Source organism: Arthrobacter sp. R4, from assembly GCF_051365025.1.
GTDB lineage: Bacteria > Actinomycetota > Actinomycetes > Actinomycetales > Micrococcaceae > Arthrobacter.
Window position 1 is genome coordinate 43,961 of the sequence record NZ_JBLWIJ010000003.1, and the last position, 23,857, is coordinate 67,817.

Here is a 23,857-nt window from a genome sequence, read left to right on the forward strand (position 1 = left end):
CACTGAGCGCCACCCCCGGATGGTCATCGACTGGCCGGGCGGTGGCGCTTTTTGTTGGAGTTCGCTGGTCCGCGAGACCGCCCACGCAGGACTGCACGCACTAGGCTGGTGCTGCAGCCACATATCCCGTCCGGTGGGGATTCACCGGACGCTTCGAGATTGGTCAGAGTTTTGAAACTTGAACTCAGAGGGATCACCAAACGTTTCGGCTCCCTGCTCGCCAACGATCACATCGACGTGGTGGTTGAACCCGGACAGATCCATTGTCTGTTGGGCGAGAACGGGGCCGGCAAGTCCACCCTGATGAATGTGCTGTATGGGCTCTACGAGCCCACCGAGGGCGAAATCCTCATTGACGACAAACCAGTTTCCTTCCGCGGCCCCGGCGACGCCATGGCTGCCGGCATCGGCATGGTGCACCAGCACTTTATGCTCGTTCCTGTCTTCACGGTTGCCGAGAATGTAGCCCTTGGCGCGGAATCCACCAAGGCGGGCGGCTTCCTCAACCTGGACGACACCCGGCGCAAGATCAGGGAGATCTCGGACCGCTACGGATTCGACGTCGACCCCGATGCCCTGGTGGAGGACCTCCCGGTGGGCGTGCAGCAGCGGGTGGAAATCATCAAGGCGCTGGTCCGCGACGCCAGGGTCCTCATCCTCGACGAGCCGACGGCGGTGCTGACGCCACAGGACACCGATGAGCTGCTGGACATCATGCGCCAGCTCAAAAGCAACGGAACCTCGATCGTCTTCATCTCTCACAAACTCCGTGAGGTGAAGGCGGTGTCCGACACCATCACCGTGATCCGGCGCGGCAAAGTTGTGGGCAGCGCTGACCCTGCGGCCCCCACGGCGGAATTGGCATCGATGATGGTCGGCCGGGCTGTCAGCCTCACCCTGGACAAGGCTCCAGCCAAGCCCCAGGAGAAGACCTTCCAGGTCAAGGACCTCACCGTCATTGCCCCGAGTGGCCAACACGTAGTAGACGGCATCAGCTTCGACATCGCCCGGGGCGAGATCCTGGCGCTGGCAGGGGTCCAGGGAAACGGGCAGACGGAACTGACCGAGGCCATCCTTGGCCTGCAAGATCGGGTTCACGGCTCGATCATGCTCGACGGTGAAGAACTCCTGGGCCGCAGCGTCAAAGATGTCCTCAACTCCGGCGTCGGTTTTGTTCCGGAGGACCGCTCGGTGGACGGCCTGATCGGAACGTTCTCCATCGCAGAGAACCTCGTCCTGGACCGTTACGACCAGCCCCCGTTCGCCAAGGGGATCAGCATGAGCCCGGCGAAAGTCCTGGAGAACGCGAAGACGCGCATTGGCGAGTTCGATGTCCGCACCGAGTCAGGGTCCCTGGCTGCAGGGACGCTGTCCGGAGGCAACCAGCAGAAAGTAGTCATGGCCAGGGAACTCTCCCGGCCCTTGCGGTTGTTTATCGCCTCCCAACCCACACGCGGTGTTGATGTTGGTTCGATCGAGTTCCTGCACAAACGGATCGTTGCCGAACGCGACCACGGAACGCCTGTGCTGATCGTGTCCACGGAGTTGGACGAGGTGATGGAACTCGCCGACCGGATTGCCGTCGTTTATAAGGGCAAGCTCGTGGGCATCGTCCCGGCGGGCACGGGCAGGGACGTCCTCGGCCTCATGATGGCCGGGATATCGCCGGAGGACGCTACACCAACGGACACTGCGCACGCAGGGAACCTGCCCGCAGAGAACGGGCGCCGGGAAACAGGCACCCCTGAAACCCCACGAACCTCCACCGCCAGCGCCGAAGGAGGCGACCATGTCTGAGAAGCACCCCCGCAAACACGCGGCTGACCGACCTGCTGAGAAACCCCATGAGGACAGTCCCGCTGCCGAGGAGACTGCCGCGGTTGCCGCCCTGGATACTGCCGGGGGAGCCATGGAACCTTCGGCGGTTCCGGCCACGGCGCAGAGCGGCAAGCTGCCTGGCGGTCCCGAGACACTGGCCCGGCGGATCTTCACCGGCAGCGGCATGGTTTCCCTGCTGGCTGTGCTGCTTGCCCTCGTCATCGGCGGCCTGCTGATAGCCAGCACCGATGAGCGGGTGGGTGCGACCTCCACGTACCTGTTTGCCCGGCCCACGGATTTCCTCTCCGCTGTCTGGACCGCGGCCACTGGCTCCTATGTAGCCCTGTTCCAGGGTGCGATCTTCAACCCGATGGCTTCCAGCGTGGCTGTCCAGTTTGCCCCGCTGATGGAGACCCTCACCATTGCGACGCCCCTGATCACGGCTGGCCTGGGTGTGGCCCTGGCATTCCGCGCGGGCCTCTTTAACATCGGTGCCCAAGGCCAGATCGTCATGGCAGGCATCCTTGCCGCGTGGGTTGGCTTCGCGCTGCACCTCCCGGTGGGACTGCACCTGCTGCTGGTCCTCGTAGCCGGCATCGTGGGCGGCGCACTCTGGGGCGGGCTGGTGGGGCTCCTCAAGGCCCGGACAGGCGCCCACGAGGTCATCGTGACCATCATGTTCAACTATGTGGCGCTGTACTTCCTGGGCTATCTGCTGAACACGCCGGCCTTCCAGCGACCGGGCGAATCCAACCCCATCTCGCCCATCCTGGACGCCACCGCGGTATACCCCCAAATCCTCGGCTCACAGTACCGGCTGCACCTGGGCTTCATCCTGGCCATCGCCGCAACCATCCTGGTCTGGTGGCTCCTCAACCGTTCCACGGTTGGCTTTGAATTCCGGGCCGTGGGGGCAAACCCCAAGGCGGCCCAGACAGCCGGCATCAACGTGTCCCGCTCCACCATCCTGGTGATGGCAATCGCGGGAGCCCTCGCCGGCATGTCAGGGGTCGCCCAGGTAGCAGGCACGGAAAAGGTCCTGACCGACGGGGTGGCTGCCACTTACGGCTTCGACGCGATCACCGTTGCGCTGCTGGGACGTTCGACGCCGTGGGGCACCTTCGCGGCGGGGTTGCTGTTCGGCGCCTTCCGCGCCGGCGCCGTGCAGATGCAGATCCAGACCGGAACCCCCATCGACATCGTCCTGGTGGTCCAGTCCCTGATCGTCCTCTTCATCGCGGCCCCGCCGCTGGTGCGGGCCGTTTTCGGGCTGAATCCACGGCGCAGGAAGCCGGCTAAAGCCGGCAGGTCCCAGCAGGCAGCAACCACCGGAGGCGCAGCATGAGCACAACAGCAACCTCGCCCCTGCCAGGAAAACGCGAGCCTGGGACCCCGCAGGCCGCCAACCGGTCCCAAGGAGTCTCGGCCAAGCCAGTGACATGGAAGACCCCCGTGATGCTGGCGCTCCTGGCACTCGTCGCCTTTGTCTTCTTTGGCCTCTTGGGACCTAACCAGACTGCCGAGTTTGGCATTTCCACCGGCAGTGACTTCTTCCAGCTCCCGGCCCTCGAAGTGCCCGCGTTCCTTGGCGGCTTGGTGCTTTCGGTGATCCTGCTGGGGCTCGCAGCGTATGCGGTCTTCCTCAAAACGAAGGCCCAGGCAGCACCGGCCTGGCTGCCCATTACCTTCACCGTACTCTTCGTGGCGGCCTTCCTGATCTGGGTGGTAGGCGGAGCGCGTACGCCCAGCATTTCGCTTGCGGGCCTGATCGCCGGATCCGTCACCCTTGCAGTACCGCTGGTGTTCGGATCCTTGTCCGGGGTCCTGTGTGAACGTGTCGGCGTGGTCAACATAGCCATCGAAGGGCAACTCCTCGGCGGTGCCTTCACCGCCGCCATGGTGGCGACGATGACCAGGAACCCCTTCCTGGGTCTCCTTGCCGCAGCAGTGGCGGGTGCCGTCGTCTCCATGGTCCTGGCGCTCTTCAGCATCAAGTACCTGGTCAACCAGATCATTGTGGGTGTTGTCCTCAACGTCCTGGTGTCCGGCCTCACCGGCTTCCTGTTCAGTACCGTCATGCAGGCCAACAAGGCCCAGTTCAATTCGCCCGTGGGCCTGGACAACATCGAAATTCCGGTGCTGTCCGGTATCCCGATCCTTGGGCCCATCCTGTTTAAGCAGTCGCTGGTGGGCTACCTGATGTACGTCGCGGTCATCGTCGTCTGGCTTGGCCTCTTCAAGACCAAATGGGGGCTAAGGGTCCGTGCCGTGGGCGAACACCCGCAGGCGGCGGACACCCTGGGCATCAAGGTCAACGCAACGCGTTTCTGGAACGTCACCATCGGCGGCGCCATCGCAGGCATCGGCGGATCGTTCTTCACCCTGGTGGCGATCGACAGCTTTACTAAGGAGATCTCCGGCGGTCGCGGATTCATTGCCCTGGCCGCGTTGATCTTTGGCCGGTGGAACCCCATTGGAGCTTTCTTTGCCGCCCTGCTGTTCGGCTTCGCGGACAACCTCCAGAGCATCGTGACTATCATCGGGACCCCCGTGCCCAGCCAGTTCATGGCCATGCTGCCCTACCTGGTGACCGTCTTCGCCGTCGCCGGACTGGTGGGACGTTCCAGGCCGCCGGCGGCCAGCGGCATCCCGTACGTCAAGGGTTGACGGCCATGGAGACACCTGCGAAGGGCACGAACCCCGTTGACTGGCCGGCGCTTGAAACGGCCGCAGTGGCCGCCATGCACAACGCCTACGCGCCGTACTCGAAGTTCCATGTGGGGGCCGCAGCCCTTACCGACGACGGACGCATCGTCAGCGGCTGCAACGTGGAGAATGCCAGCTACGGACTGTCACTCTGCGCCGAATGCGCGCTGGTAGGCAACCTGCACATGACGGGAGGCGGTTTGCTCCGCGCCTTCTATTGCGTGGATGCCTCCGGCCACGTGCTGATGCCGTGTGGCCGCTGCCGCCAGTTGCTCTATGAGTTCCGCGCTCCCGGCATGGAGCTGATGACCACCCAAGGCATCAAGACGATGGACCAGGTGCTGCCCGATGCATTTGGCCCCCAAAACCTGGAGGACTGGACGTGACCCAAAGAACTGACGCGTTCGACGCCGTCGACATCATCCGCACCAAGCGGGATAAAGGCGTACTGAGCCCCGAGCAGATCGACTGGACGATCGACGCCTACACCCGGGGTGCAATAGCCGACGAACAGATGGCGGCACTGAACATGGCCATCCTGCTGAACGGCATGAACCGGGCGGAGATATCCCGCTGGACCGCGGCCATGATTGCCTCGGGCGAGCGGATGGACTTCTCGGGCCTGCGGCGGCCCGACGGCGGTGTGAAGGCTACGTCCGACAAGCACTCCACCGGCGGCGTGGGCGACAAGATCACGCTCCCGCTGGCGCCGCTCGTAGCCGTTTTTGGCGTGGCGGTACCACAGCTGTCCGGCCGCGGCCTGGGCCACACTGGCGGCACGCTGGACAAACTGGAGTCGATTCCCGGCTGGCGGGCAGACCTGAGTAACGACGAGATGATGGCCCAGCTCCAGGATGTAGGCGCCGTGATTTGCGCCGCAGGTGCCGGGCTGGCGCCTGCGGACAAAAAGCTCTACGCCCTCCGCGACGTCACGGGCACCGTCGAAGCCATCCCCCTGATCGCCTCCTCGATCATGAGCAAGAAGATCGCCGAAGGCACGGGGTCGCTGGTCCTCGACGTCAAGGTGGGAAGTGGCGCGTTTATGAAGGACGAGGCCCAAGCCCGGGAACTGGCAGAGACCATGGTGGCCCTCGGGAAGGATGCCGGCGTCAATACCGTGGCGCTGCTCACCAACATGGGCACGCCCCTGGGCCTCACCGCCGGCAACGCCATCGAGGTGGAGGAATCCGTGGAGGTGCTGGCCGGCGGCGGGCCGGAAGACGTCGTCGAACTCACAGTCCGGCTGGCGGAGGAGATGCTGGCTTGCGCCGGCATCCACGACGCCGACCCCAGGGCCGCGCTGAAGGATGGCCGGGCCATGGACGTCTGGGACCGCATGGTCCAGGCCCAAGGAGGGGATCCCCGGGCCAAGCTGCCGGTGGCCAAGGAATCGGAAGTCATCTACGCACCGGCGGACGGCGTACTCGTTGAACTCGACGCCCTGTCGGTGGGTGTTGCGGCTTGGCGCCTTGGCGCCGGACGTGCCCGCAAGGAGGACCGTGTCCAGGCCGGCGCCGGCGTCCGGATGCATGCCAAGCCAGGCGCCATGGTGCGCGCAGGCGAGCCCCTCATGACACTGCTCACCGACACCCCGGAGAAGTTCGCGCGCGCTAAAGAAGTACTGGAGCGCGCGGTGGTGATCGCTCCGGAAGGTTCGCGTCCGGCCCAGCAGCTCATCATCGACCGAATAGCATAGGGACAATGCAGGCCATCAACGATTTCATCCTCGCCGCCGCCGGGCAGCCCTGGGTTCTGTTCCTCGTTCTGGCCTGCTGCCTTATTGATGGCTTCTTTCCCCCGATACCCAGTGAATCCGTGGTGGTGGGACTGGCCGCAGTGGCCGCCACCGCGGATGTCCCCAACCCCTGGCTGCTCATGCTGGTTGCAGGCATGGGCGCCTTCCTCGGCGACAACATCGCCTATGTCATCGGGCGGAGGGTAGGGACACACCGCTGGTCCTGGATGCGCGGCCCCCGGATGCAAAGTGCCTTCCGCTGGGCAGGTGGGGAATTGCGGAAACGGCCTGCGTCCTTGATCCTGGTGGCCAGGTTTGTGCCGATCGGACGCGTGGCAGTCAACCTCACCGCCGGTGTGACGCACTATCCGCGGCTGCGGTTCGTCGCCCTGACCGTACTCTCGGCAACCCTGTGGGCCAGTTATTCGGTGGGCATCGGGCTGTTCTTCGGGCAGTGGTTCGAGGATAACCACCTGCTGGGCGCAGTCATCGCCATTGTCTGTGCCGTGGCGCTCGGCATCGTTGTAGACCTCGTCATCAACCGCATCCGCGGGAGGGTGCCGGTGGTGGAACGGATGAAGGACCCCGAAGCCTCGGCCGACGGCGGGACTCCGCCCAGGGACTGACGCGGCACCTTGCCGATATCAGCCCGCAGGACGACGACGGAGCGGCCCGCCTGCCGCTAAGTTTGGAAGCGTACTTCCACGGCCGGGACGTAGCGAACGACGCCCTGGCCGTGGGACACTGAAGAGCGATTTCCGTCACTTTTGGCTGCGTCATTTTTTCGTCTAGGAGCAAGACCCGCGTGGAGTTTATCAATGAGGCCGTGCTCCATGCAGCGGGCCAGTGGTGGATTTACCCAGTTCTGCTGGTTTTCTTTTTTGTGGACGGCTTCGCGATGGTGGTCCCCAGCGAGACCCTCATCGTTGCGCTGGCAGCTTTTTCCCGCCACAGTGGGGAGCCCAACCTGTGGATCCTGGGCGTCACCGCCCTGATCGGTGCCATCGCGGGGGACAACATGGCTTTCCTCCTGGGCCGCAGGATCGGCCTGGACCGCTGGAAATGGATGCGACGCCCGAAGGTGCAGAAGGCTTTCGGCTGGGCGAGATATGAACTCGAAAAGCGCGGGGCGGTCCTCATCTTCACGGCCCGGTACATCCCCTGGGGCCGTGTAGCCGTGAACTATGTGGCCGGGAGCACCGGTTTTGGGCACCGCAGGTTCTTCCTGCTGGATGCGTTCGCCTGCGTTACGTGGGTGGGCTATTCGATCGGCATCGGCCTCCTTGCCAGCTCGTTCCCGTGGCTCCACCACAACCCGCTGCTGAGTGCAGGCATTGCCGTGGTGTTCGCGATCGTCCTGGGCATCGTGATCGACCACGCCCTGCGCTGGTGGCACAAGCACCTTGCCCGCAACGACGCCGAAGTCGTGGATGAATGGCTCGACGGCGGACCGGACGGGGCGCAACCCCTGCCTGCAGGGTCTGCCCCGATCCTGGCCTCCTCGTCCGGGGACCCTGAGCCTGGCACCCAGTAGCGGCTGGCGTTGCGCGTCCGCCGACCCTAAGGTTGGTACGTGACTGAGCCCATTGTTGACGCTGCCCCTGCCATCGATTTCGACCTGAAGAGCCTGCCCAAGGTTTCCCTTCACGATCACCTGGACGGCGGTCTCCGCCCCGCCACCATCATCGAACTTGCCGAGGCCGTTGGCCACACGCTTCCCTCCGATGACCCGGTGGCACTGGGCCAATGGTTCCGTGAGTCCGCTGACTCCGGCTCGCTGGTCCGCTACCTGGAGACGTTCGACCACACGGTGGCGGTGATGCAGACGAAGGAAGGCCTGTTCCGCGTCGCCAAGGAGTTCGTTGAAGACTTGGCCGACGACGGCGTGGTCTACGGCGAGGTCCGCTGGGCTCCCGAACAGCACCTTCAGAAGGGCCTATCACTGGACGAAGCGGTGGAGGCTGTGCAGGAAGGCCTCGAAGCGGGCGTCGACGCCGTGGCCGAGACCGGCCGCGAGATCCAGGTTGGCCAGCTGATCACAGCAATGCGGCACGCGGACCGCGGCCAGGAAATTGCCGAACTCGCTGTGCGCCACCGCAATAAGGGAGCGGTCGGCTTCGACATCGCCGGCGCCGAGGACGGCTTCCTGCCTTCCCGTTTCAAGGACGCGTTCACCTACTTGGCAGAGCACAACTTCCCCGCGACGGTGCACGCCGGCGAGGCCGCCGGACTCGAGAGCATCCAGTCCGCCCTGGTCGATGGCCGGGCTCTGCGTCTTGGCCACGGCGTCCGCATCGCTGAGGACATCATGGTGGAGTTCGACGACGAAGATGACGCTGAGAGCGATGAGGACAGCATCGGCCTGGTCACCCTGGGTGACCTCTCCAGCTGGATCCGGGACCGCGGCATCGCCCTGGAGATCTGCCCCTCCTCCAACCTCCAGACCGGGGCGATTGCCGGCTTCGGCGACGGCATCGAGAGCCACCCGCTGGACATGCTCTACCAGCTCGGGTTCAACGTGACCATCAACACCGACAACCGGCTGATGAGCGGCGTCACCCTGACTGACGAGTTCGAGCTCCTGGTGGAAACCTTCGACTACGACCTCGACGACCTCCTCGAGCTCACCCTCAACGCGGCGGAGGCGTCCTTCCTGCCCCTTGAGGAGAAGGAAGCGCTAGTGGAGTACATCAACGACGCCTACGCAAACCTTGGCTGACCAGACCCCCGTTGAACGGCTGCTGATTGTCATAGCCCAGCTGCGGGAACACTGCCCGTGGATGGGCGCGCTCACCCACAGGTCCCTGGTGGAGTACCTCCTGGAGGAGTCGTTCGAGGTCGCCGAGACGATCGAGACCGGCGCAGACGACTCCGAACTCCAAGGCGAGCTCGGCGATGTGCTGCTCCAGGTGGTGCTGCACGCCCGGCTCGCCCAGGAGCGGGGAAGCTTTACGTTCGACGACGTTGCCCGCGGGCTGACGGCCAAAATGGTCCGGCGCAACCCGCACGTATTCCGGCCCGACGGCTCCCTGCAGGACAGCTTTCCGGCAACTGTCGAGGAGATTGTGCAGAAATGGGATGCCGTCAAGAGGGCTGAACGTCCAGAACGCAAGGACCCCTTCGAGGGTATTCCGCACGCGCTGCCGGCCCTGGCCAAGGCACAGAAGGCGCTGGACCGGGCAGCCCGCTCCGGGTCCCCACATGCTCGATCCCCGGAAGTCGAAACCCCCTCCGTGCAAACAGAAGAGGAGCTGGGCGAGTTGCTGCTCGCCGTTGTCGGCTCCGCGCGCAGTCAGGGATTCGACGCCGAACGTGCCCTCCGGGGCGCAGTCCGGCGCTACCAGGCCGCTTATGAGGGCAGCAACGCGCCTTCATGACGTCCGGGGGTTGGATAGGTTTCCGTAACCTCCACCACTCTCGACTACTCTTGTCCCTGACGAGGACGTCGAGTTTTCCGCTAATTTTCCGCTGTCAGACTCCCAGTTATCGCCCATAAGGAGCATATTCATGGCGCTTATCGATGCCATCCACGCCCGCGAGATCCTCGATTCCCGTGGCAACCCGACCGTAGAAGTTGAAGTCCTGCTTTCCGATGGCCAGATCGGCCGCGCGGCAGTTCCCTCCGGTGCCTCCACCGGTGAGCACGAGGCTGTTGAGCTCCGTGACGGAGACAAAGGCCGTTACCTCGGCAAGGGTGTCCAGAAGGCCGTTGACGCCGTCATCGACCAGATCGCTCCGGCCCTGACCGGTTTCGACGCCACTGACCAGCGCAGCATCGACCAGGCCATGATCGACCTGGACGGCACCGCCAACAAGGGCAAGCTGGGCGCCAACGCCATCCTCGGCGTCTCCCTCGCCGTTGCGAACGCAGCTGCAGCCTCCGCTGACCTGCCGCTGTACAAGTACCTGGGCGGTCCGAACGCCCACGTGCTGCCCGTGCCGCTGATGAACATCCTTAACGGTGGCTCACACGCCGACTCCGACGTCGACATCCAGGAATTCATGGTTGTCCCGCTGGGTGCCGAAACCTTCTCTGAGGGACTCCGCTGGGGCGTTGAGGTCTACCACGCCCTCAAGGCCGTCCTGCAGGAAAAGGGCCTCTCCACCGGCCTCGGCGACGAGGGCGGCTTCGCACCGAACCTGCCGTCCAACCGTGCAGCGCTGGACCTGATCCAGGAAGCCATCAAGAACGCCGGCTACACCCCGGGCCAGGACATCGCCCTGGCACTGGACGTCGCCTCCTCCGAGTTCTTCACCGACGGTGCTTACCAGTTCGAAGGCAAGGCACTGTCCGCCACCGAAATGAGCGCGTACTACGCCGAGCTCGTCGCCGACTACCCGCTGGTTTCCATCGAGGACCCGCTTGACGAGAACGACTGGGAAGGCTGGAAGACCCTCACCGACACCATCGGTGACAAGGTCCAGCTCGTTGGCGATGACCTCTTCGTCACCAACCCGTCCATCCTGCAGCGTGGCATCGACACCAAGACGGCTAACTCGCTCCTGGTGAAGGTCAACCAGATCGGTTCACTGACCGAGACGCTGGACGCCGTCAGCCTGGCCCAGCGCGCCGGTTACACCACCATCACCTCGCACCGCTCCGGCGAGACCGAGGACACCACCATCGCTGACATCTCGGTGGCCACCAATGCAGGCCAGATCAAGACCGGCGCTCCGGCCCGCTCCGAGCGTGTGGCCAAGTACAACCAGCTGCTGCGCATCGAAGAAGAACTCGACGACGCTGCACGCTACGCCGGCCGCAGCGCGTTCCCGCGTTTCAAGGGCTAGTAGCCGCATAAACAACTGACCGGTGGTTATGGTTGAAAGACCATAGCCACCGGTTTTTGTTTCGCCGGGCTGTCCACCCGGCCTGGTTTTGTTCAGCCGCGGGTTGTCCCGCGCAGACAGTTGCTGCCGCAGCAGGCCGCACGTTTCAGGAGTGTCATGGCTACCCGCCGTCCCAAAGTTCCCAGGGCCGCCACTCGGCCGCCAGCCACCACGGAGCCAGCCAAGGAAGCCGCGGGGAAAGCTGAGGTCATCCGGGCCGATTTCGGCGGGACCAAGGACAAAGTGGCCTCTGCTAAAAGCGCCGCCCCAGCAAACAGGGACACTCAGGCGCCGGCGACGAAGACGCGGGGGAGCGGCGTCCACCTTCCTGGCAAGGGCGGAACGCGGAAGGGCGGCCCCGCCAGGGATGCGGCACACGACGACGGCCATCCGGTCCCGGCCAAGGCCTTCTCCGGGCGGATGCTCGCGCTGGCCGTGGTCATGATTGCGATCACCATCATGCTGGCGCCCACGGTGAAGATCTTCTTCGACAAAAGGGCCGAAATCGCCGCCCTGAATGCCGACATTGCGGCCAGCCAGGCACAGCAGGACACGCTCCGGCAACAGGTATCGCGGTGGCAGGACCCCAACTACGTGAAACAACAGGCCCGCGACCGCATTAACATGGTTATGCCGGGTGAGACCGGCTACTGGGTATTCGGCAGCGACTTGCCGGCCGGTAGCAGCAGCAGCCAGTCCGCTGCTGAAGCACAAGACCCCGCCGATCTGCCGTGGGTGGATTCCCTGTGGGAGTCCATCAGGCGTGCGGCCACAGACTGAACCAATAGAGGAAGGATGGCCGCGCCAGTGGAAGAAAACACGGCAACTGCGCCGGAGAAGTCCCGCCAGCCATCAGCGCACGATCTCGAAGTGCTTAGCCGCCAGCTGGGCAGGCCCGTCCGCGATGTTGTGGAGATCCCGGCGCGCTGCGTCTGCGGGAACCCGCTCGTGGCCGCCACCGCCCCGCGGCTGGGCAACGGCACACCGTTCCCCACCACTTTCTACCTGACGCATCCCGTGATCACCTCAGCGGTCTCCCGGCTGGAGGCCGCCGGGCTGATGAACGACATGAATGAGCGGCTGGCCGCCGATGAGCCGCTTGCCGCTGCCTACCGGTCGGCGCACGAAGAGTACCTGGCAGCCCGGGCCGCCATTGGGGAACGCTCAGGAGTGGGCGCAGTCCCGGAGATTGACGGTATCTCCGCCGGAGGCATGCCCACCCGCGTCAAATGCCTGCACGTCCTCGTGGGGCACTCGCTGGCGGCCGGTCCGGGAGTCAACCCTCTCGGTGATGAGGCCATCGCGGACATCAGCGAATGGTGGACAGCGGACCGTTGCTATTGCGACGGCGCCTGGGACACCGCGGGGGAGGCTCCGGCCAAGGACCTGAGCAGGCACGGACCCCAGGGTCTGCCCGATATCGTTGGCCGTCCCGCACCGGTCCGCAAGTCCGCCAGCACTACGGAGGCAACACCATGAGCCGCGTCGCGGCCATCGACTGCGGGACGAATTCCATCCGCCTGCTGATCGCTGACATTGACCGCAGCAACGGGGCGGTGAAACTGGCCGATGTGGTCCGCGAGATGCGCGTTGTCCGACTGGGTGAAGGCGTGGACGCCACCGGTGAGCTCGCTCCCGCAGCCCTGGAACGCACCTTCGCGGCTACAGCTGACTATGCCCGGCTGATCCGCGACCACGGCGCCGGGAAAGTCCGCTTCGTCGCCACCTCCGCCAGCCGGGACGCGCGTAACCGCCAGGTCTTTGTGGACGGAATCCGCGACCTCCTCGGAGTCGAACCCGAGGTGATCACCGGCGATGAGGAAGCGGCGCTCTCCTTCGCCGGTGCCAGCAGTGTCCTGCCCATCCTCGACGGGGCCCAGGTATTGGTGGTTGATCTTGGCGGCGGAAGCACCGAATTCGTGCTCGGCACCGCCGACGGCGTCACCGCCGCCAAATCGGTGGATATCGGCTGCGTCAGGCTGACTGAACGCCACCTGCGGGAAGACCCGCCCACTGCTGAACAGATCGCCGCCGCGGAAGCCGACGTTGATGCCGCCATTACCAAGGCGGGACTGGACGTTCCGCTGGAACGTGCCACCGCCGTCGTCGGGGTGGCCGGATCGATCACCACCATCACAGCCCACGCGATGCGTCTGCCGGAATATTCGCCAGACGCGATCCACGGCACCGAACTGCCCATCGACGACATCCGCGGGGCGGCTACCGACCTGCTGGAGATGCCCAGGGCGCAGCGTGCCGCGCTGCCTTACATGCATCCGGGCCGGGTGGACGTCATCGGCGCCGGCGGCCTTGTCTGGCGGCGCATCCTGGAACGGCTTCGTGGGCTCAGCGGCGGCCGGATCGTCACAGCCACTGCCAGCGAACACGATATTCTTGACGGTATTGCCCTGAGCATCAGCTGAGCGGCAGCAGCCAGGCAGTGTCAGTCCGACGCCGCCAGCCGCCCGAGTTCATGTCACCGACCATGGGACCCCAAATGACCAGAGCAACAGCCCGGCTCCGCCGGACCGCCTCCGCTCTCCTGGCGATGACCCTGGCAGGAGCCAGCCTGGCTGCAGGACTTGCGGTTGCGCCTGCAGCGCAGGCCGACGCCGAGCGCGACAAACAATACTGGCTGGCCGAGTCCGGCATCACGAAGGCCTGGGAGGTCTCGAAGGGTTCGGGCGTGAAGGTCGCTGTGATCGACAGCGGCGTGGACGGCCAGCACCCCGACCTCAAGGGGGCCGTTGCCGGGGGCTACGATGCATCGGGGGCCGGAAATCCGGACGGGCAGAAGAGCATCGGCGCCAAGCCGGAACACGGGACGCTGGTAGCCACGATGCTGGCCGGCCGCGGCCATCAGGCGGCAGGCTCCACCGCCAGTCCAAGCCCTGCCCCCTCCGGCGCCGGACCGGCCGGAATCGTGGGTGTTGCCCCTGAGGCGCAGATCCTGTCAGTGTCCACCTGGCTGGGTTCCGCCAACCCTGCCGGGAAGAGCGATCAGGACCAGATCCCCGAAGCGGTCCGCTGGGCCGTGGACAACGGCGCCAAGGTCATCAACATTTCCCTGGGCAGCACCACGCCCCAGTGGCCACAGAGCTGGGATGCGGCGTTCCTGTATGCGGAGCAGAAAGATGTCGTTATCGTGGCCGCCGCCGGAAACCGGGTGGGCGGTAACCTCCAGGTGGGTGCACCGGCAACTATTCCGGGCGTGCTGACGGTGGCCGGGCTGGACCGCAAGGGTGTGGCAAGCGTCGACTCGTCCTCGCAGGGGATCAGCATCGGTGTGGCGGCCCCGGCGGAAAACCTGCTCGGGGGGATGCCCGGCGGCGGCTACGCCGAATGGGCAGGCACCTCCGGCGCGACGCCCATTGTGGCCGGAGTCGCTGCCCTGATCCGGTCGAAGTGGCCGGAGATGAGCGCAAAACAAGTCATCAACCGGATCGTCACCACCGCGAAGGACGCCGGCGCACCGGGCAAGGACCCGCTGTACGGGTTCGGCGTCCTCAACGCCGAGGCCGCGCTGAAGGATTCAGTTCCCGAAGCCGCCAGCAACCCGCTGGGCTCCATCTCGGACTGGATCCGCGTGCATCGCCGCGGCAACCTGTCAACGCCCGCGCCAGTGCCCACCACCGACGTCCCCAGCGCAGTACCCACCTTGCCCGAGGCCACAGTGCCCGCCGCAGAGGCTCCGTCGCAGCGTGACTCCGCCCTCGGCGCCGCCGTCGTTATTGGGTTCGCCGTGCTTTTTGTGGTCATCATCGCGGCAGCCGCGATCCAGCTGCGGAGGGCCGCCCGCAATCCCCGCCTGGCCCATGAAGAACCCGATACCGGGGTCCTGGACGCCGTTGATTCGGGAGGCAAGCCATAGCCGGGCGGTAGTTAGTGAAGATTTTCACAAAGTACTGTATTCTTAAATCATGGCAACCACCCCAGAGCTCCAGGACCGTCCCCGGGTACTCGTCGTCGGCGGCGGGTACGTCGGCCTGTACGTAGCACTCAAACTGCAGAAGAAGATCGCGAATGCCGGTGGCATCGTCACCCTCGTTGATCCACTGCCCTACATGACCTACCAGCCGTTCCTCCCCGAGGTAGCAGGCGGCAACATCGAAGCCCGCCACGCCGTGGTCTCCCACCGCCAGCACCTCAAGCAGACTGAACTGATCCAGGGCCGCGTCACCTCGATCGACCACGCCAACCGCACCGCCGTTGTGGCTCCCACGGACGGCGGCGAGAACTTTGAGGTTCCCTACTTCGACGTCGTCATGGCCGCAGGCGCCATCACCCGCACCTTCCCCATCAAGGGCCTCGCGGACAAGGGCATCGGCCTGAAGACCATCGAAGAGGCTGTGGCCCTTCGCAACAAGGTGCTGGAGCGCATTGAAGCAGCATCCACCATCACCGATCCCGCAGCACGCGCCAAGGCACTGACCTTCGTGGTGGTGGGCGGCGGCTTTGCCGGTATCGAGTGCATCACCGAGATGGAAGACCTCGCCCGCGCGGCGGTCAGGAACAACCCCCGCGTCAAGCAGGAGGAAATCCGCTTCGTCCTGGTCGAGGCCATGGGACGCATCATGCCCGAGGTAACGGCCAAGCAGGCCGAATGGGTTGTGGAGCACCTCCGCAGCCGCGGCATCGAGGTCCTGCTGAACACCTCCCTGGACAATGCCGAGGGCTCCATCAAGCTCATCAACCTCCCGGACAAGACGCCGGCGCAGGACTTCGAAGCAGACACCCTGGTCTGGACTGCCGGCGTGCAGGCCAACCCGATGGTCCGCTCCACCGACTTCCCGCTCGAGCCGCGCGGCCGCGTCCGCACCCTTCCTGACCTGCGCATTGGTGGGGACGAGGGGATCGTCGAGAACGCCTGGGCCGCCGGCGACATCGCCGCCGTACCGGACCTCACGGGCAGTGGCCTGCCGGACGGTACGTGCGTTCCGAACGCCCAGCACGCCCTTCGCCAGGCCAAGCGACTCGCGAAGAACCTGTGGGCTTCCCGCTGGGACAAGCCGCTGAAGGACTACAAGCACAAGAACCTCGGTGCCGTGGCCGGCTTCGGCGAGTGGAAGGGTGTTGCGAACATCAACCTCGTCGGCAGCATCGGCCTCAAGGGCGGCCTGGCCTGGCTCGCCCACCGTGGATACCACGGCATGGCAATGCCCACGTTCGAGCGCAAATTCCGCGTGATCTTCAACTGGATCATCAGCTTCTTCGCGGGCCGCGACACCACGCAGCTGATCGACCTCGACAACCCCCGCGGCGCCTTCGTTGCAGCGGCCACCCCGGCCCCCAAGCCAGCCGCAGCCCCTGCTGCGCCTGCGGGTTCGCCGGCTGACGCGCCGCTGCCCGGTGCCCCAGGATCTGCGGAGAAGACCAAGGTCGACCCCCAGAAACCAGTCACCGCTGACGCCAAGTAGCTCGCGCGTCCCGGGCCACACGGTCCAACGCCCGACGGCGGCTGTCCCCTGCGAGGGGATGGCCGCCGTTTGCGTTGGTGGGCACTGCCGGAGTGCCCTGGCCGTCCGGAAGGTCCGTCCTCATAGACTGGGCACCATGACTGGTGAAATGAACCTCCAGACCCTGCTGGCCTCCCTTCACCCGGTGGTACGCGAGGGGGAGTACGTCTACGTCCTGTGGCCCCACGGCAGGCCACTCGCCGCCGGAATCGAAGCCGCGGTGCGCGAGGCTGAGGGACTCACAGTGGTCCTTCCCCGGGTAGAAGCGGACCGCCTGGGCCTGGCCTATGACTTCGTGGCAGCGTGGATCACGTTGGAGGTGCATTCAGAGCTTGAGGCAGTCGGCCTGACTGCCGCCGTCGGAAAGGCACTGACCGAGGCGCGGATCAGCTGCAACGTGCTCGCCGGGTTCCATCATGACCACCTGCTGGTACCGGTCGCCGACGCCGCCCGTGCTCTCGAAGCCGTGGCCGAACTCTCTGCAGAGAGCCGCCACCAGCCCAAACCGGAGCTTGTGCTGCGCAACGAGACGGAGGCTGACCGGGCCGCGATCCTGGCATTGACGGCAGAGGCCTTCGCCGTCTCGCCGGCCACCGGCCTGCCTGCGGAGGGAGAACCTGTTGAAGTGGAACTGCTCCGCCAGTTGTTTGAATGCGAGGAGTACCTGCCGGAGTTCAGCATTGTGGGCGTCCTGGACGGCGAGGTTGTTGGCCACGTCATCAGTACGCGTGGCTGGGTGGCCGGGCATGAGCTGCTGGGGCTCGGGCCGATTGGGGTGACGCCCAGGCTGCAGCGGCACGGCATTGGGAGTGCACTGATGAATGAGACCATCGCCCGGGCAAACGCTGCGGGGGAGAGCGGCATCGCGCTGCTTGGCAGCACCGAGTACTACCCACGCTTCGGCTTTGTGCCGGCTACTTCCCTCGGTGTCCTGCCTCCCGAAAAGGCTTGGGCGGACAACTTCCAGCTCCTGCCGCTGGCGGTGTGGCCGGGGGGAGTTCATGGCACGTTCCGGTATGCCGCGCCCTTCGACCGGATGTGACGAGATACCATTGACCGGGCGCCCCAGTAGCCCAATTGGCAGAGGCAGCGGACTTAAAATCCGCGTGTTGCGAGTTCGAGTCTCGCCTGGGGCACAACTTCTTCCAATACCGCCGTCATTCTGCGCTGTGTAGCGTGTCTTCCTTGACCTCTGCGGACTGTCCGGCCCGGAGATTTCGCATATGCAACGACTGTTATAAGGATGTGACCTCAGTCACTTATATCCGCCTTGGATATGCACTAGCTTGAAAGTTAAATCAGGAACACCTGATCATCCGCATCAAAGGCCGTTCGCACCTTTCGATCCAGGAGATTGTCAATGATTTCACTTTCCCCGGCGGCACCCCGTATCGCAAAGCTCACAGCGCTTAGCGTCGGCGTCGCCTTTCTGGCTACAGCTTGTGGTGGTACCTCCACGCCGAGCTCGACGGAAACCACCACCGCACCTCAGGGCGCAATCTCTTGCCCGGCGGGTGCCGGTGCTGGCGCCAGCACCTCAGCCGCGGCAGCTCCCACGGGCGCTGTTCCGCCGTCCACCACCACCACGGACACGCCGTTGAAGCTCGGCTCGCTCCTGCCCACGACCGGCAACCTGGCATACCTTGGGCCACCCGAAATCGCTGGTGTTAACCTCGGCGTTCAGGAGGTCAACGCAGCAGGCGGTGTTCTGGGTAAGCCAGTGGAAGTTATCCATCGCGACTCCGGCGACACCAAAACCGACATCGCCACGCAGTCCACTACTGCGCTGCTTGGTCAGGGAGTCAGCGCGGTTATTGGCGCAGCTTCCTCTTCTGTATCCAAGACCGTGATCGGCCAGATCACCGGGGCCGGCGTGCTTCACTTCTCCCCGGCAAACACCTCGCCGGACTTCACCACCTGGGATGACAAGGGCCTGTACTGGCGCACCGCACCCTCAGACGTGGTGCAGGGCAAGGTCCTGGGCAACTACATCGCTGCCTGTGGAGCACAGACGGTCGGAATGATCGTCCTGAACGACGCCTATGGAACAGGTCTCCAGAAGAACGTCAAGGAGGCCTTCGAAGGTGCTGGCGGCAAGGTCGTTGAGGAGCAGCTGTATAACACCGGCGACTCCCAGTTCAGCGCCCAGGTGGACAAAGTCATTGCTGCCAAGCCGGACGCTATCGCACTGATCACCTTTGACGAAGCCAAGAGCATCATTCCATTGCTGACGGGCAAGGGGATCAAGCCAACGCAGCTGTTCCTGGTGGACGGCAACACATCCGACTACAGCAAGGACTTCCAGCCCGGCACCTTGAAGGGCGCGCAGGGCACCCAGCCCGGAACGTTCGCCAAGGAGGACTTCAAGAAGTCACTTCAGGCCATCGATCCGGCGCTGAAGGACTACAACTACGCCGGCGAGTCCTACGACGCCGTCAACCTGATTGCCCTGGCCTCGGAAGCGGCTAAGAGCACCAAGGGTGCGGACATTGCCAAGCAACTGAAGGCTGTCTCCGAGGTCGGTGAGAAGTGCAACACCTTCGCCTCGTGCGTCACGTTGCTCCGCAATGGCAAGGATATCGACTACGACGGCCAGTCGGGTCCGGTAACCTTCTCCGATGCCGGTGATCCGACCGAAGCCTACATCGGTATCTACCAGTACGATGACACGAACAAGCCGCAGCCAGTCAAGGAAGAATTCGGCAAGCTGTAAGCCGAGCCTTAACTGACGCTACAACGAAGGCCCCCGTCCACGGACGGGGGCCTTCGTTGTAGCCGGGCTGAGTCGTTCACAAAGAGGAGGGCCCTCGTTCAGAAAGGTCTGAACGAGGGCCCTCCGCTGTGCGGCTTTACTCCACCGTGTCGGCGAGGGTGCCCAGGTAGAGTTGGATGACCTTGGGATCCTTCATGAGCTCCCGTCCAGTGCCTGTGTACGCATCCTTGCCCTGGTCCAGGACGTAGCCCCGGTCGCAGATCTGAAGGCAGCGCCGGGCGTTCTGTTCGACCATAATGACGGAAACGCCTGCCCTGTTGATCTCATGGACCCGCAGGAACGTCTCATCCTGCTTGACGGGGGAGAGGCCGGCGGATGGCTCGTCGAGCAGCAGGACGGCCGGTTCCATCATCAGTGCCCGTCCCATGGCCACCATTTGGCGTTCACCGCCGGAGAGGGACCCTGCACGCTGGGCCCGTCGCTTGCCAAGCTCCGGAAACAGGCTAACGACGAACTCAAACCGTTCGGAGAAGTCCTTGGGCCTCTGGAACATCCCCATCTGCATGTTTTCCTCGATGGTGAGGGTGGCAAAGACGTTGTTGTTCTGCGGCACGAAGCCCACGCCCTGGGTGACCAGCTTGTTGGCTTTTAGCCCTGTGATGTCCTTACCGCGGACAACTACGGAGCCGGAATGGACTTTTACCAAGCCGAACATGGCCTTGAGCAGCGTCGACTTGCCTGCCCCGTTGGGTCCGATGATGCCGATCAGTTCGCCCTTCCGGGCTTCGATGCTGCAACCATTGAGGATGTTCACACCCGGGAGGTAACCGGCCACAAGGTCGGTTACCCTGACGACGACGTCATCCGCCGGCCTTGTCGAGGTGGAAGGGGCAGCGCTGGTGGCACTCATTCTTTGTCCTTGTCTGTGGTGCCAGCTTCTCTCAGGCCGGACTCGGGAGAAAGGGGTTCATCGGCGGCCGGAGCCTGGTGGGCTTCCGGGCTGAGGTCGGGTTGCTTAAGGTCTGCATCTTTGGCCTCGGTGGTCACTGCGTCAACAGCGATGATGCCGGCGTTTTCCGTACCCACAATCGATTCCTCGTCTGCTTCAAGTACTGCTTCGAGTTCCCTGATGCCTTCAGTGTCACCAAGATCGACGTCATGGTGGGCTCCCAGGTAAGCGTCAATAACAGCAGGGTTCTTCATAACATCGGCAGGGGGACCCTCCGCCACAATCTTCCCCTCGGCCATGACAACAACCCAGTCGGCAATGTGCCTGACCATGTTCATATCGTGTTCCACGAACAACACGGTCATGCCTTCAGCCTTGAGGTTCTTGATGTGGTCCAGCAGCGACTGCGTCAAAGCCGGGTTGACGCCGGCCATCGGTTCGTCCAGCATCACCAGCTTGGGCCGGACCATCAGGGCGCGCGCCATTTCGAGCAGCTTGCGCTGGCCGCCTGACAGTGAAGCCGCGTAGTCATCTTTCTTGACGTCGAGCTTGAACTTCTCCAGCAGGACGTCCGCCTGGGCCGTAATTTCCTTCTCCCGGCCGCCCCAAATCCCCTTGAACAGTGCCTTCGAGAGCCGTTCGCCGGGCTGGCTGGATCCGCCAAGGCGCATGTTCTCCATAACGGTGAGCTTGCCCATGACCTTGGTGAGCTGGAAAGTGCGCACCATGCCCATGCGGGCCAGCTTGTACGAGGAGACACCCTCGATGTTCTTTCCTTCAAACTGCCATTTGCCGGAGTTGGGCGTATCGAAGCCGGTAAGGAGGTTGAAGAGGGTCGTCTTGCCTGCCCCGTTGGGGCCGATCAGGGCGGTGATTTTGTGCCGTGGGATCTCCAGGTATTGGACGTCGACGGCGTTGATGCCGCCGAAGGTCCGGGTGACGTTCTCGGCCACCACGATGGGGTCCCTCTTCTTGCAGCCCGGGGCGATGTCGCCGGCGGCAATCGGACTGGTGTCAGTCATATAGTCGATGGCTGCGTCGTTGTGTGCCGTGCTGTGTACATTTTCATTCATTGAATGTGCACCGTGACTCATGCGAATGCCAGCTCCTTCTTATTGCCAAAGACGCCCTGCGGCCTGAAGATCATCAACAGCATCAGGGCGATGCCAACAAGGATAAAGCGCAGCTGGCCCGCCTGGACTGTGGTCAGCCAGGTCACCGCGCCGGATTCAATAAGGCCGGACAGGATGCCCTGTGTCAGGGACAAGACCACCCAGAAGATCATGGCGCCGATAACAGGCCCCAGGACGGTGGCCATGCCGCCCAGCAGCAGGCATGTCCAGAGGAAAAACGTCAGCTCGGTGCCATAGTTCGCGGGCTGGACTGCGCCGCGCGGAAGTGTGAACACCATGCCGGCGAGGGCGCCGAGGACACCGCCGATGATCAGCGCCTGCATCTTGTAGGCATAGACGTTCTTGCCAAGGGAACGGACAGCGTTCTCGTCTTCCCGGATGCCCTTGAGCACACGCCCCCAGGGGCTGCGCATCAACAGCCAGATGACAAGGCAGCATAGGACCACCAAGGTCCAGGCAACGACCCGGATGAAGAAGTCGCGGTTATTCATGCCCAGGTAGGACCCTTCGGGGAAAGGGTTCATGGAATAGAACCCACCCTCGAAGGCACCTAGGCCGTCGGCCGATCCTGTCACTGCATCCATTTGGTTGGTGGTTACGACGTAGCGGACAATTTCGGCTGCGGCGATAGTAACGATGGCCAAGTAGTCAGCCCTTAGCCGCAGGGTGGGGATACCCAGCAGCAGGGCAAACAGGCAGGAACTGACGACGGCGATGAGCAGACCAACAAAGAATGGAACCCCGAAAGACAACGTCGAGATGGCAAAGCCATAGGCGCCCACAGCCATGAAGCCGGCCTGCCCGAAGTTCAGCAGGCCGGAGTAGCCGAAGTGAACGGCCAGGCCGAGGGCTGCAAGGGCATAAGCAGCCGTTGTCGGGCTGAATATTTCGCTGGCAGCGCTGGAGAAAACGAATCCGTAGTCCATGGCGGCCTCCTAACCCACACGCTCACGACGGCCCAGGATGCCCTGGGGACGAAACAAGAGGACAACAATCATGATGAACAGTGCTCCCACGAATTTCAGATCGGCGGCGAGGCCGAAGACGGTGGTCAGTTCCACGAAAATACCGACGATGAGTGACCCGATCAGGGCCCCGAAAACAGTCCCTAGGCCACCCAGGGTGACGCCGGCGAAGATCAACAGCAGGATTTGGGAGCCCATGTCGAACGTCACGCCGGGCCGGTAATACGCCCACAGGATGCCGCCGAGCGCCGCCAGCATTCCGCCTGCTACCCAGACGATGCGGATCACGGAGTCGACGTCGATGCCCGATGCGGCCGCCAACGCCGGGTTATCTGCCACCGCGCGCGTGGCCTTTCCCAAGCGGGTTTTGAGCAGGATGACGCCGATCAAACCTATGACAATGGCGCTGATGACGAGGGACCACAGATTATTGGGCGAGATGGAGACAGGCCCAAGCTGGATCTCGCTGGACTGGGCGAACGGCAGTTGCTGGGTGGCACCACCGAAGTAGAACTGAATGACATAGCGGGCGGCCAACGCAAGGCCGATGCTGACGATCATCATGGGGACAAGGCCCGTCCCGCGGGCGCGCAGTGGCTTCCACAGGCCTGCGTCCTGGATATAGCCGGACAGGCCACCGATCAAGAGCGCCAGGATTCCGGCGAGCCAGAAGGGCAGGTTCATCGCGCTGAGGCCAAACATAGCCACGGCGCCCAAGGTGACCATTTCACCGTGGGCAAAGTTCGTCAGGCCTGTAGTACCGAAAATGAGTGAGAGTCCCACGGACGCCAACGCCAGCAGGAGGCCGAAGCTCAGGCCAGCCACCAGGCGGTTGAGCAGGTTCTGGGCGAAGTTCTGCTCCTGGACCACAATTCCCTCGCCAAAAGTGAAGATCACCGAGAGATTGGATGTCTGGCTGAACGAGACGTTGCGGGGGTTCTCCTGGCCCTCGGCCAGCTTGATTCCCTCGGGCAGCGTGGACTCATCCAGCTCTATTTCATAGGTGCCTTGGACGGGCACTCCGATAGTCCATGCGCCATTGGCGCCGGATTTTGTGGTTCCCGTGAAATCTCCGCTTTTGGCAGTGATGGTGACATCTGCGATGGGTGCACGTTCGTCATCCCGAAGGAATCCGCTGATGCTGTTCTGGAATACCGTCGGTGACGGGGATGGTGTCGGTGACGGTGTAGTGGCTTGCGACGCGGGAGCGACGACGAGCAGGATTGTGACAATGGCAGCGAAGATCGCCCCCACAGCCTTTAGCAATCTGCCCGGCCGCTTGTGCAACAGGCCTCTCGGTGTGCTTTTCAAAATAGAAAACCTCCGCTTGGGGGTGGTCTCGGCTGCGCCTTTGCAACCGCTGCGAACGAAGCCGGGCAGACGATGATGCGGTACTGATATCAGCAAACGCTGCACATCTGTGATTTTCGTCACCCGGCTTGGCCTTATGTTACAGCGCTGCGGAGGCGAAAAATGCCGCCCGAAGCGGCCTTCGGGTAGCGATCAGATAACAACTGTGTAGCAGGACCTGCCTCTATCGTTAGGCTGACTAAAG

Annotated in this window: 21 protein-coding genes and 1 tRNA gene; 18 read left to right on the forward strand and 4 right to left on the reverse strand. The window is 63.9% G+C overall.

Translation table 11 applies throughout. The annotated features are described in order from the left end of the window. The first annotated feature begins 171 nt into the window (after positions 1-171). The 18 genes from ACLKOZ_RS02275 to ACLKOZ_RS02360 all read left to right on the forward strand — a co-directional run bounded on the left by ACLKOZ_RS02275 (position 172) and on the right by ACLKOZ_RS02360 (position 19,255). Positions 172-1,797 (forward strand): ABC transporter ATP-binding protein, encoded by a 1,626-nt coding sequence (locus ACLKOZ_RS02275; RefSeq protein ID WP_436472505.1) that lies wholly within the window; start codon positions 172-174, stop codon positions 1,795-1,797. Further along, positions 1,790-3,163, forward strand: coding sequence for an ABC transporter permease (locus tag ACLKOZ_RS02280; RefSeq protein ID WP_436472506.1), 1,374 nt, complete (start codon positions 1,790-1,792; stop codon positions 3,161-3,163). The genes ACLKOZ_RS02275 and ACLKOZ_RS02280 overlap by 8 nt, the downstream gene beginning before the upstream one ends. Further along, complete coding sequence (locus tag ACLKOZ_RS02285) at positions 3,160-4,485, forward strand: ABC transporter permease (RefSeq protein WP_436472507.1); 1,326 nt, start codon at positions 3,160-3,162, stop codon at positions 4,483-4,485. The genes ACLKOZ_RS02280 and ACLKOZ_RS02285 overlap by 4 nt, the downstream gene beginning before the upstream one ends. Before the next feature lie 5 nt (positions 4,486-4,490). Beyond that, positions 4,491-4,910: a cytidine deaminase gene (locus ACLKOZ_RS02290; RefSeq protein WP_436472508.1), complete on the forward strand. Its 420-nt coding sequence runs from the start codon at positions 4,491-4,493 to the stop codon at positions 4,908-4,910. After that, on the forward strand, positions 4,907-6,220 hold the full coding sequence (locus ACLKOZ_RS02295; RefSeq protein ID WP_436472509.1) for a thymidine phosphorylase: 1,314 nt from the start codon (positions 4,907-4,909) through the stop codon (positions 6,218-6,220). Before ACLKOZ_RS02290 ends, ACLKOZ_RS02295 begins: the two co-directional genes overlap by 4 nt. 5 nt (positions 6,221-6,225) lie before the next feature. Continuing rightward, positions 6,226-6,885, forward strand: coding sequence for a DedA family protein (locus tag ACLKOZ_RS02300; RefSeq protein WP_436472510.1), 660 nt, complete (start codon positions 6,226-6,228; stop codon positions 6,883-6,885). A gap of 179 nt (positions 6,886-7,064) precedes the next feature. After that, positions 7,065-7,793, forward strand: coding sequence for a DedA family protein (locus ACLKOZ_RS02305; RefSeq protein WP_337350063.1), 729 nt, complete (start codon positions 7,065-7,067; stop codon positions 7,791-7,793). Between the two features lie 39 nt (positions 7,794-7,832). Then, positions 7,833-8,978, forward strand: a complete 1,146-nt coding sequence (locus ACLKOZ_RS02310) for an adenosine deaminase (RefSeq protein WP_337346664.1) — start codon at positions 7,833-7,835, stop codon at positions 8,976-8,978. Positions 8,979-9,039: 61 nt separating this feature from the next. Beyond that, positions 9,040-9,636, forward strand: coding sequence for a MazG nucleotide pyrophosphohydrolase domain-containing protein (locus ACLKOZ_RS02315; protein ID WP_337346751.1), 597 nt, complete (start codon positions 9,040-9,042; stop codon positions 9,634-9,636). 130 nt (positions 9,637-9,766) lie between these two features. Further along, complete coding sequence (gene eno / locus ACLKOZ_RS02320) at positions 9,767-11,047, forward strand: phosphopyruvate hydratase (RefSeq protein ID WP_337346663.1); 1,281 nt, start codon at positions 9,767-9,769, stop codon at positions 11,045-11,047. Positions 11,048-11,203: 156 nt separating this feature from the next. Further along, complete coding sequence (locus tag ACLKOZ_RS02325; RefSeq protein WP_436472511.1) at positions 11,204-11,866, forward strand: FtsB family cell division protein; 663 nt, start codon at positions 11,204-11,206, stop codon at positions 11,864-11,866. A 27-nt stretch (positions 11,867-11,893) separates the two neighbouring features. Further along, the gene (locus ACLKOZ_RS02330; protein ID WP_436472512.1) at positions 11,894-12,565 is read left to right on the forward strand and encodes a DUF501 domain-containing protein; all 672 of its coding nucleotides are present in this window, start codon (positions 11,894-11,896) and stop codon (positions 12,563-12,565) included. Then, positions 12,562-13,509, forward strand: a complete 948-nt coding sequence (locus ACLKOZ_RS02335) for a Ppx/GppA phosphatase family protein (RefSeq protein ID WP_337346660.1) — start codon at positions 12,562-12,564, stop codon at positions 13,507-13,509. The genes ACLKOZ_RS02330 and ACLKOZ_RS02335 overlap by 4 nt, the downstream gene beginning before the upstream one ends. Before the next feature lie 74 nt (positions 13,510-13,583). After that, positions 13,584-14,957, forward strand: coding sequence for a S8 family serine peptidase (locus tag ACLKOZ_RS02340; RefSeq protein ID WP_436472513.1), 1,374 nt, complete (start codon positions 13,584-13,586; stop codon positions 14,955-14,957). Between the two features lie 49 nt (positions 14,958-15,006). Continuing rightward, positions 15,007-16,503, forward strand: a complete 1,497-nt coding sequence (locus ACLKOZ_RS02345; protein ID WP_436472514.1) for an NAD(P)/FAD-dependent oxidoreductase — start codon at positions 15,007-15,009, stop codon at positions 16,501-16,503. A gap of 136 nt (positions 16,504-16,639) precedes the next feature. Further along, positions 16,640-17,584, forward strand: a complete 945-nt coding sequence (locus ACLKOZ_RS02350; RefSeq protein WP_436472515.1) for an N-acetyltransferase — start codon at positions 16,640-16,642, stop codon at positions 17,582-17,584. A gap of 20 nt (positions 17,585-17,604) precedes the next feature. Beyond that, positions 17,605-17,678, forward strand: a tRNA-Leu gene (locus ACLKOZ_RS02355). Between the two features lie 224 nt (positions 17,679-17,902). Further along, complete coding sequence (locus tag ACLKOZ_RS02360; RefSeq protein WP_436472516.1) at positions 17,903-19,255, forward strand: ABC transporter substrate-binding protein; 1,353 nt, start codon at positions 17,903-17,905, stop codon at positions 19,253-19,255. Between the two features lie 136 nt (positions 19,256-19,391). Here ACLKOZ_RS02360 and ACLKOZ_RS02365 read toward each other — a convergent pair whose 3' ends face one another. From ACLKOZ_RS02365 to ACLKOZ_RS02380, 4 genes are read right to left on the reverse strand one after another with little or no spacing between them, the layout of a single operon-like run. Continuing rightward, complete coding sequence (locus ACLKOZ_RS02365) at positions 19,392-20,165, reverse strand: ABC transporter ATP-binding protein (RefSeq protein ID WP_436472517.1); 774 nt, start codon at positions 20,163-20,165, stop codon at positions 19,392-19,394. Further along, complete coding sequence (locus ACLKOZ_RS02370; protein WP_337350057.1) at positions 20,162-21,277, reverse strand: ABC transporter ATP-binding protein; 1,116 nt, start codon at positions 21,275-21,277, stop codon at positions 20,162-20,164. Before ACLKOZ_RS02370 ends, ACLKOZ_RS02365 begins: the two co-directional genes overlap by 4 nt. A 17-nt stretch (positions 21,278-21,294) precedes the next feature. Next, a complete protein-coding gene (locus ACLKOZ_RS02375) occupies positions 21,295-22,263 on the reverse strand; it encodes a branched-chain amino acid ABC transporter permease (RefSeq protein ID WP_436472518.1) in 969 nt (322 codons plus the stop codon). 9 nt (positions 22,264-22,272) lie between these two features. After that, complete coding sequence (locus tag ACLKOZ_RS02380; protein WP_436472519.1) at positions 22,273-23,556, reverse strand: branched-chain amino acid ABC transporter permease; 1,284 nt, start codon at positions 23,554-23,556, stop codon at positions 22,273-22,275. Between the last annotated feature and the right edge of the window lie 301 nt (positions 23,557-23,857).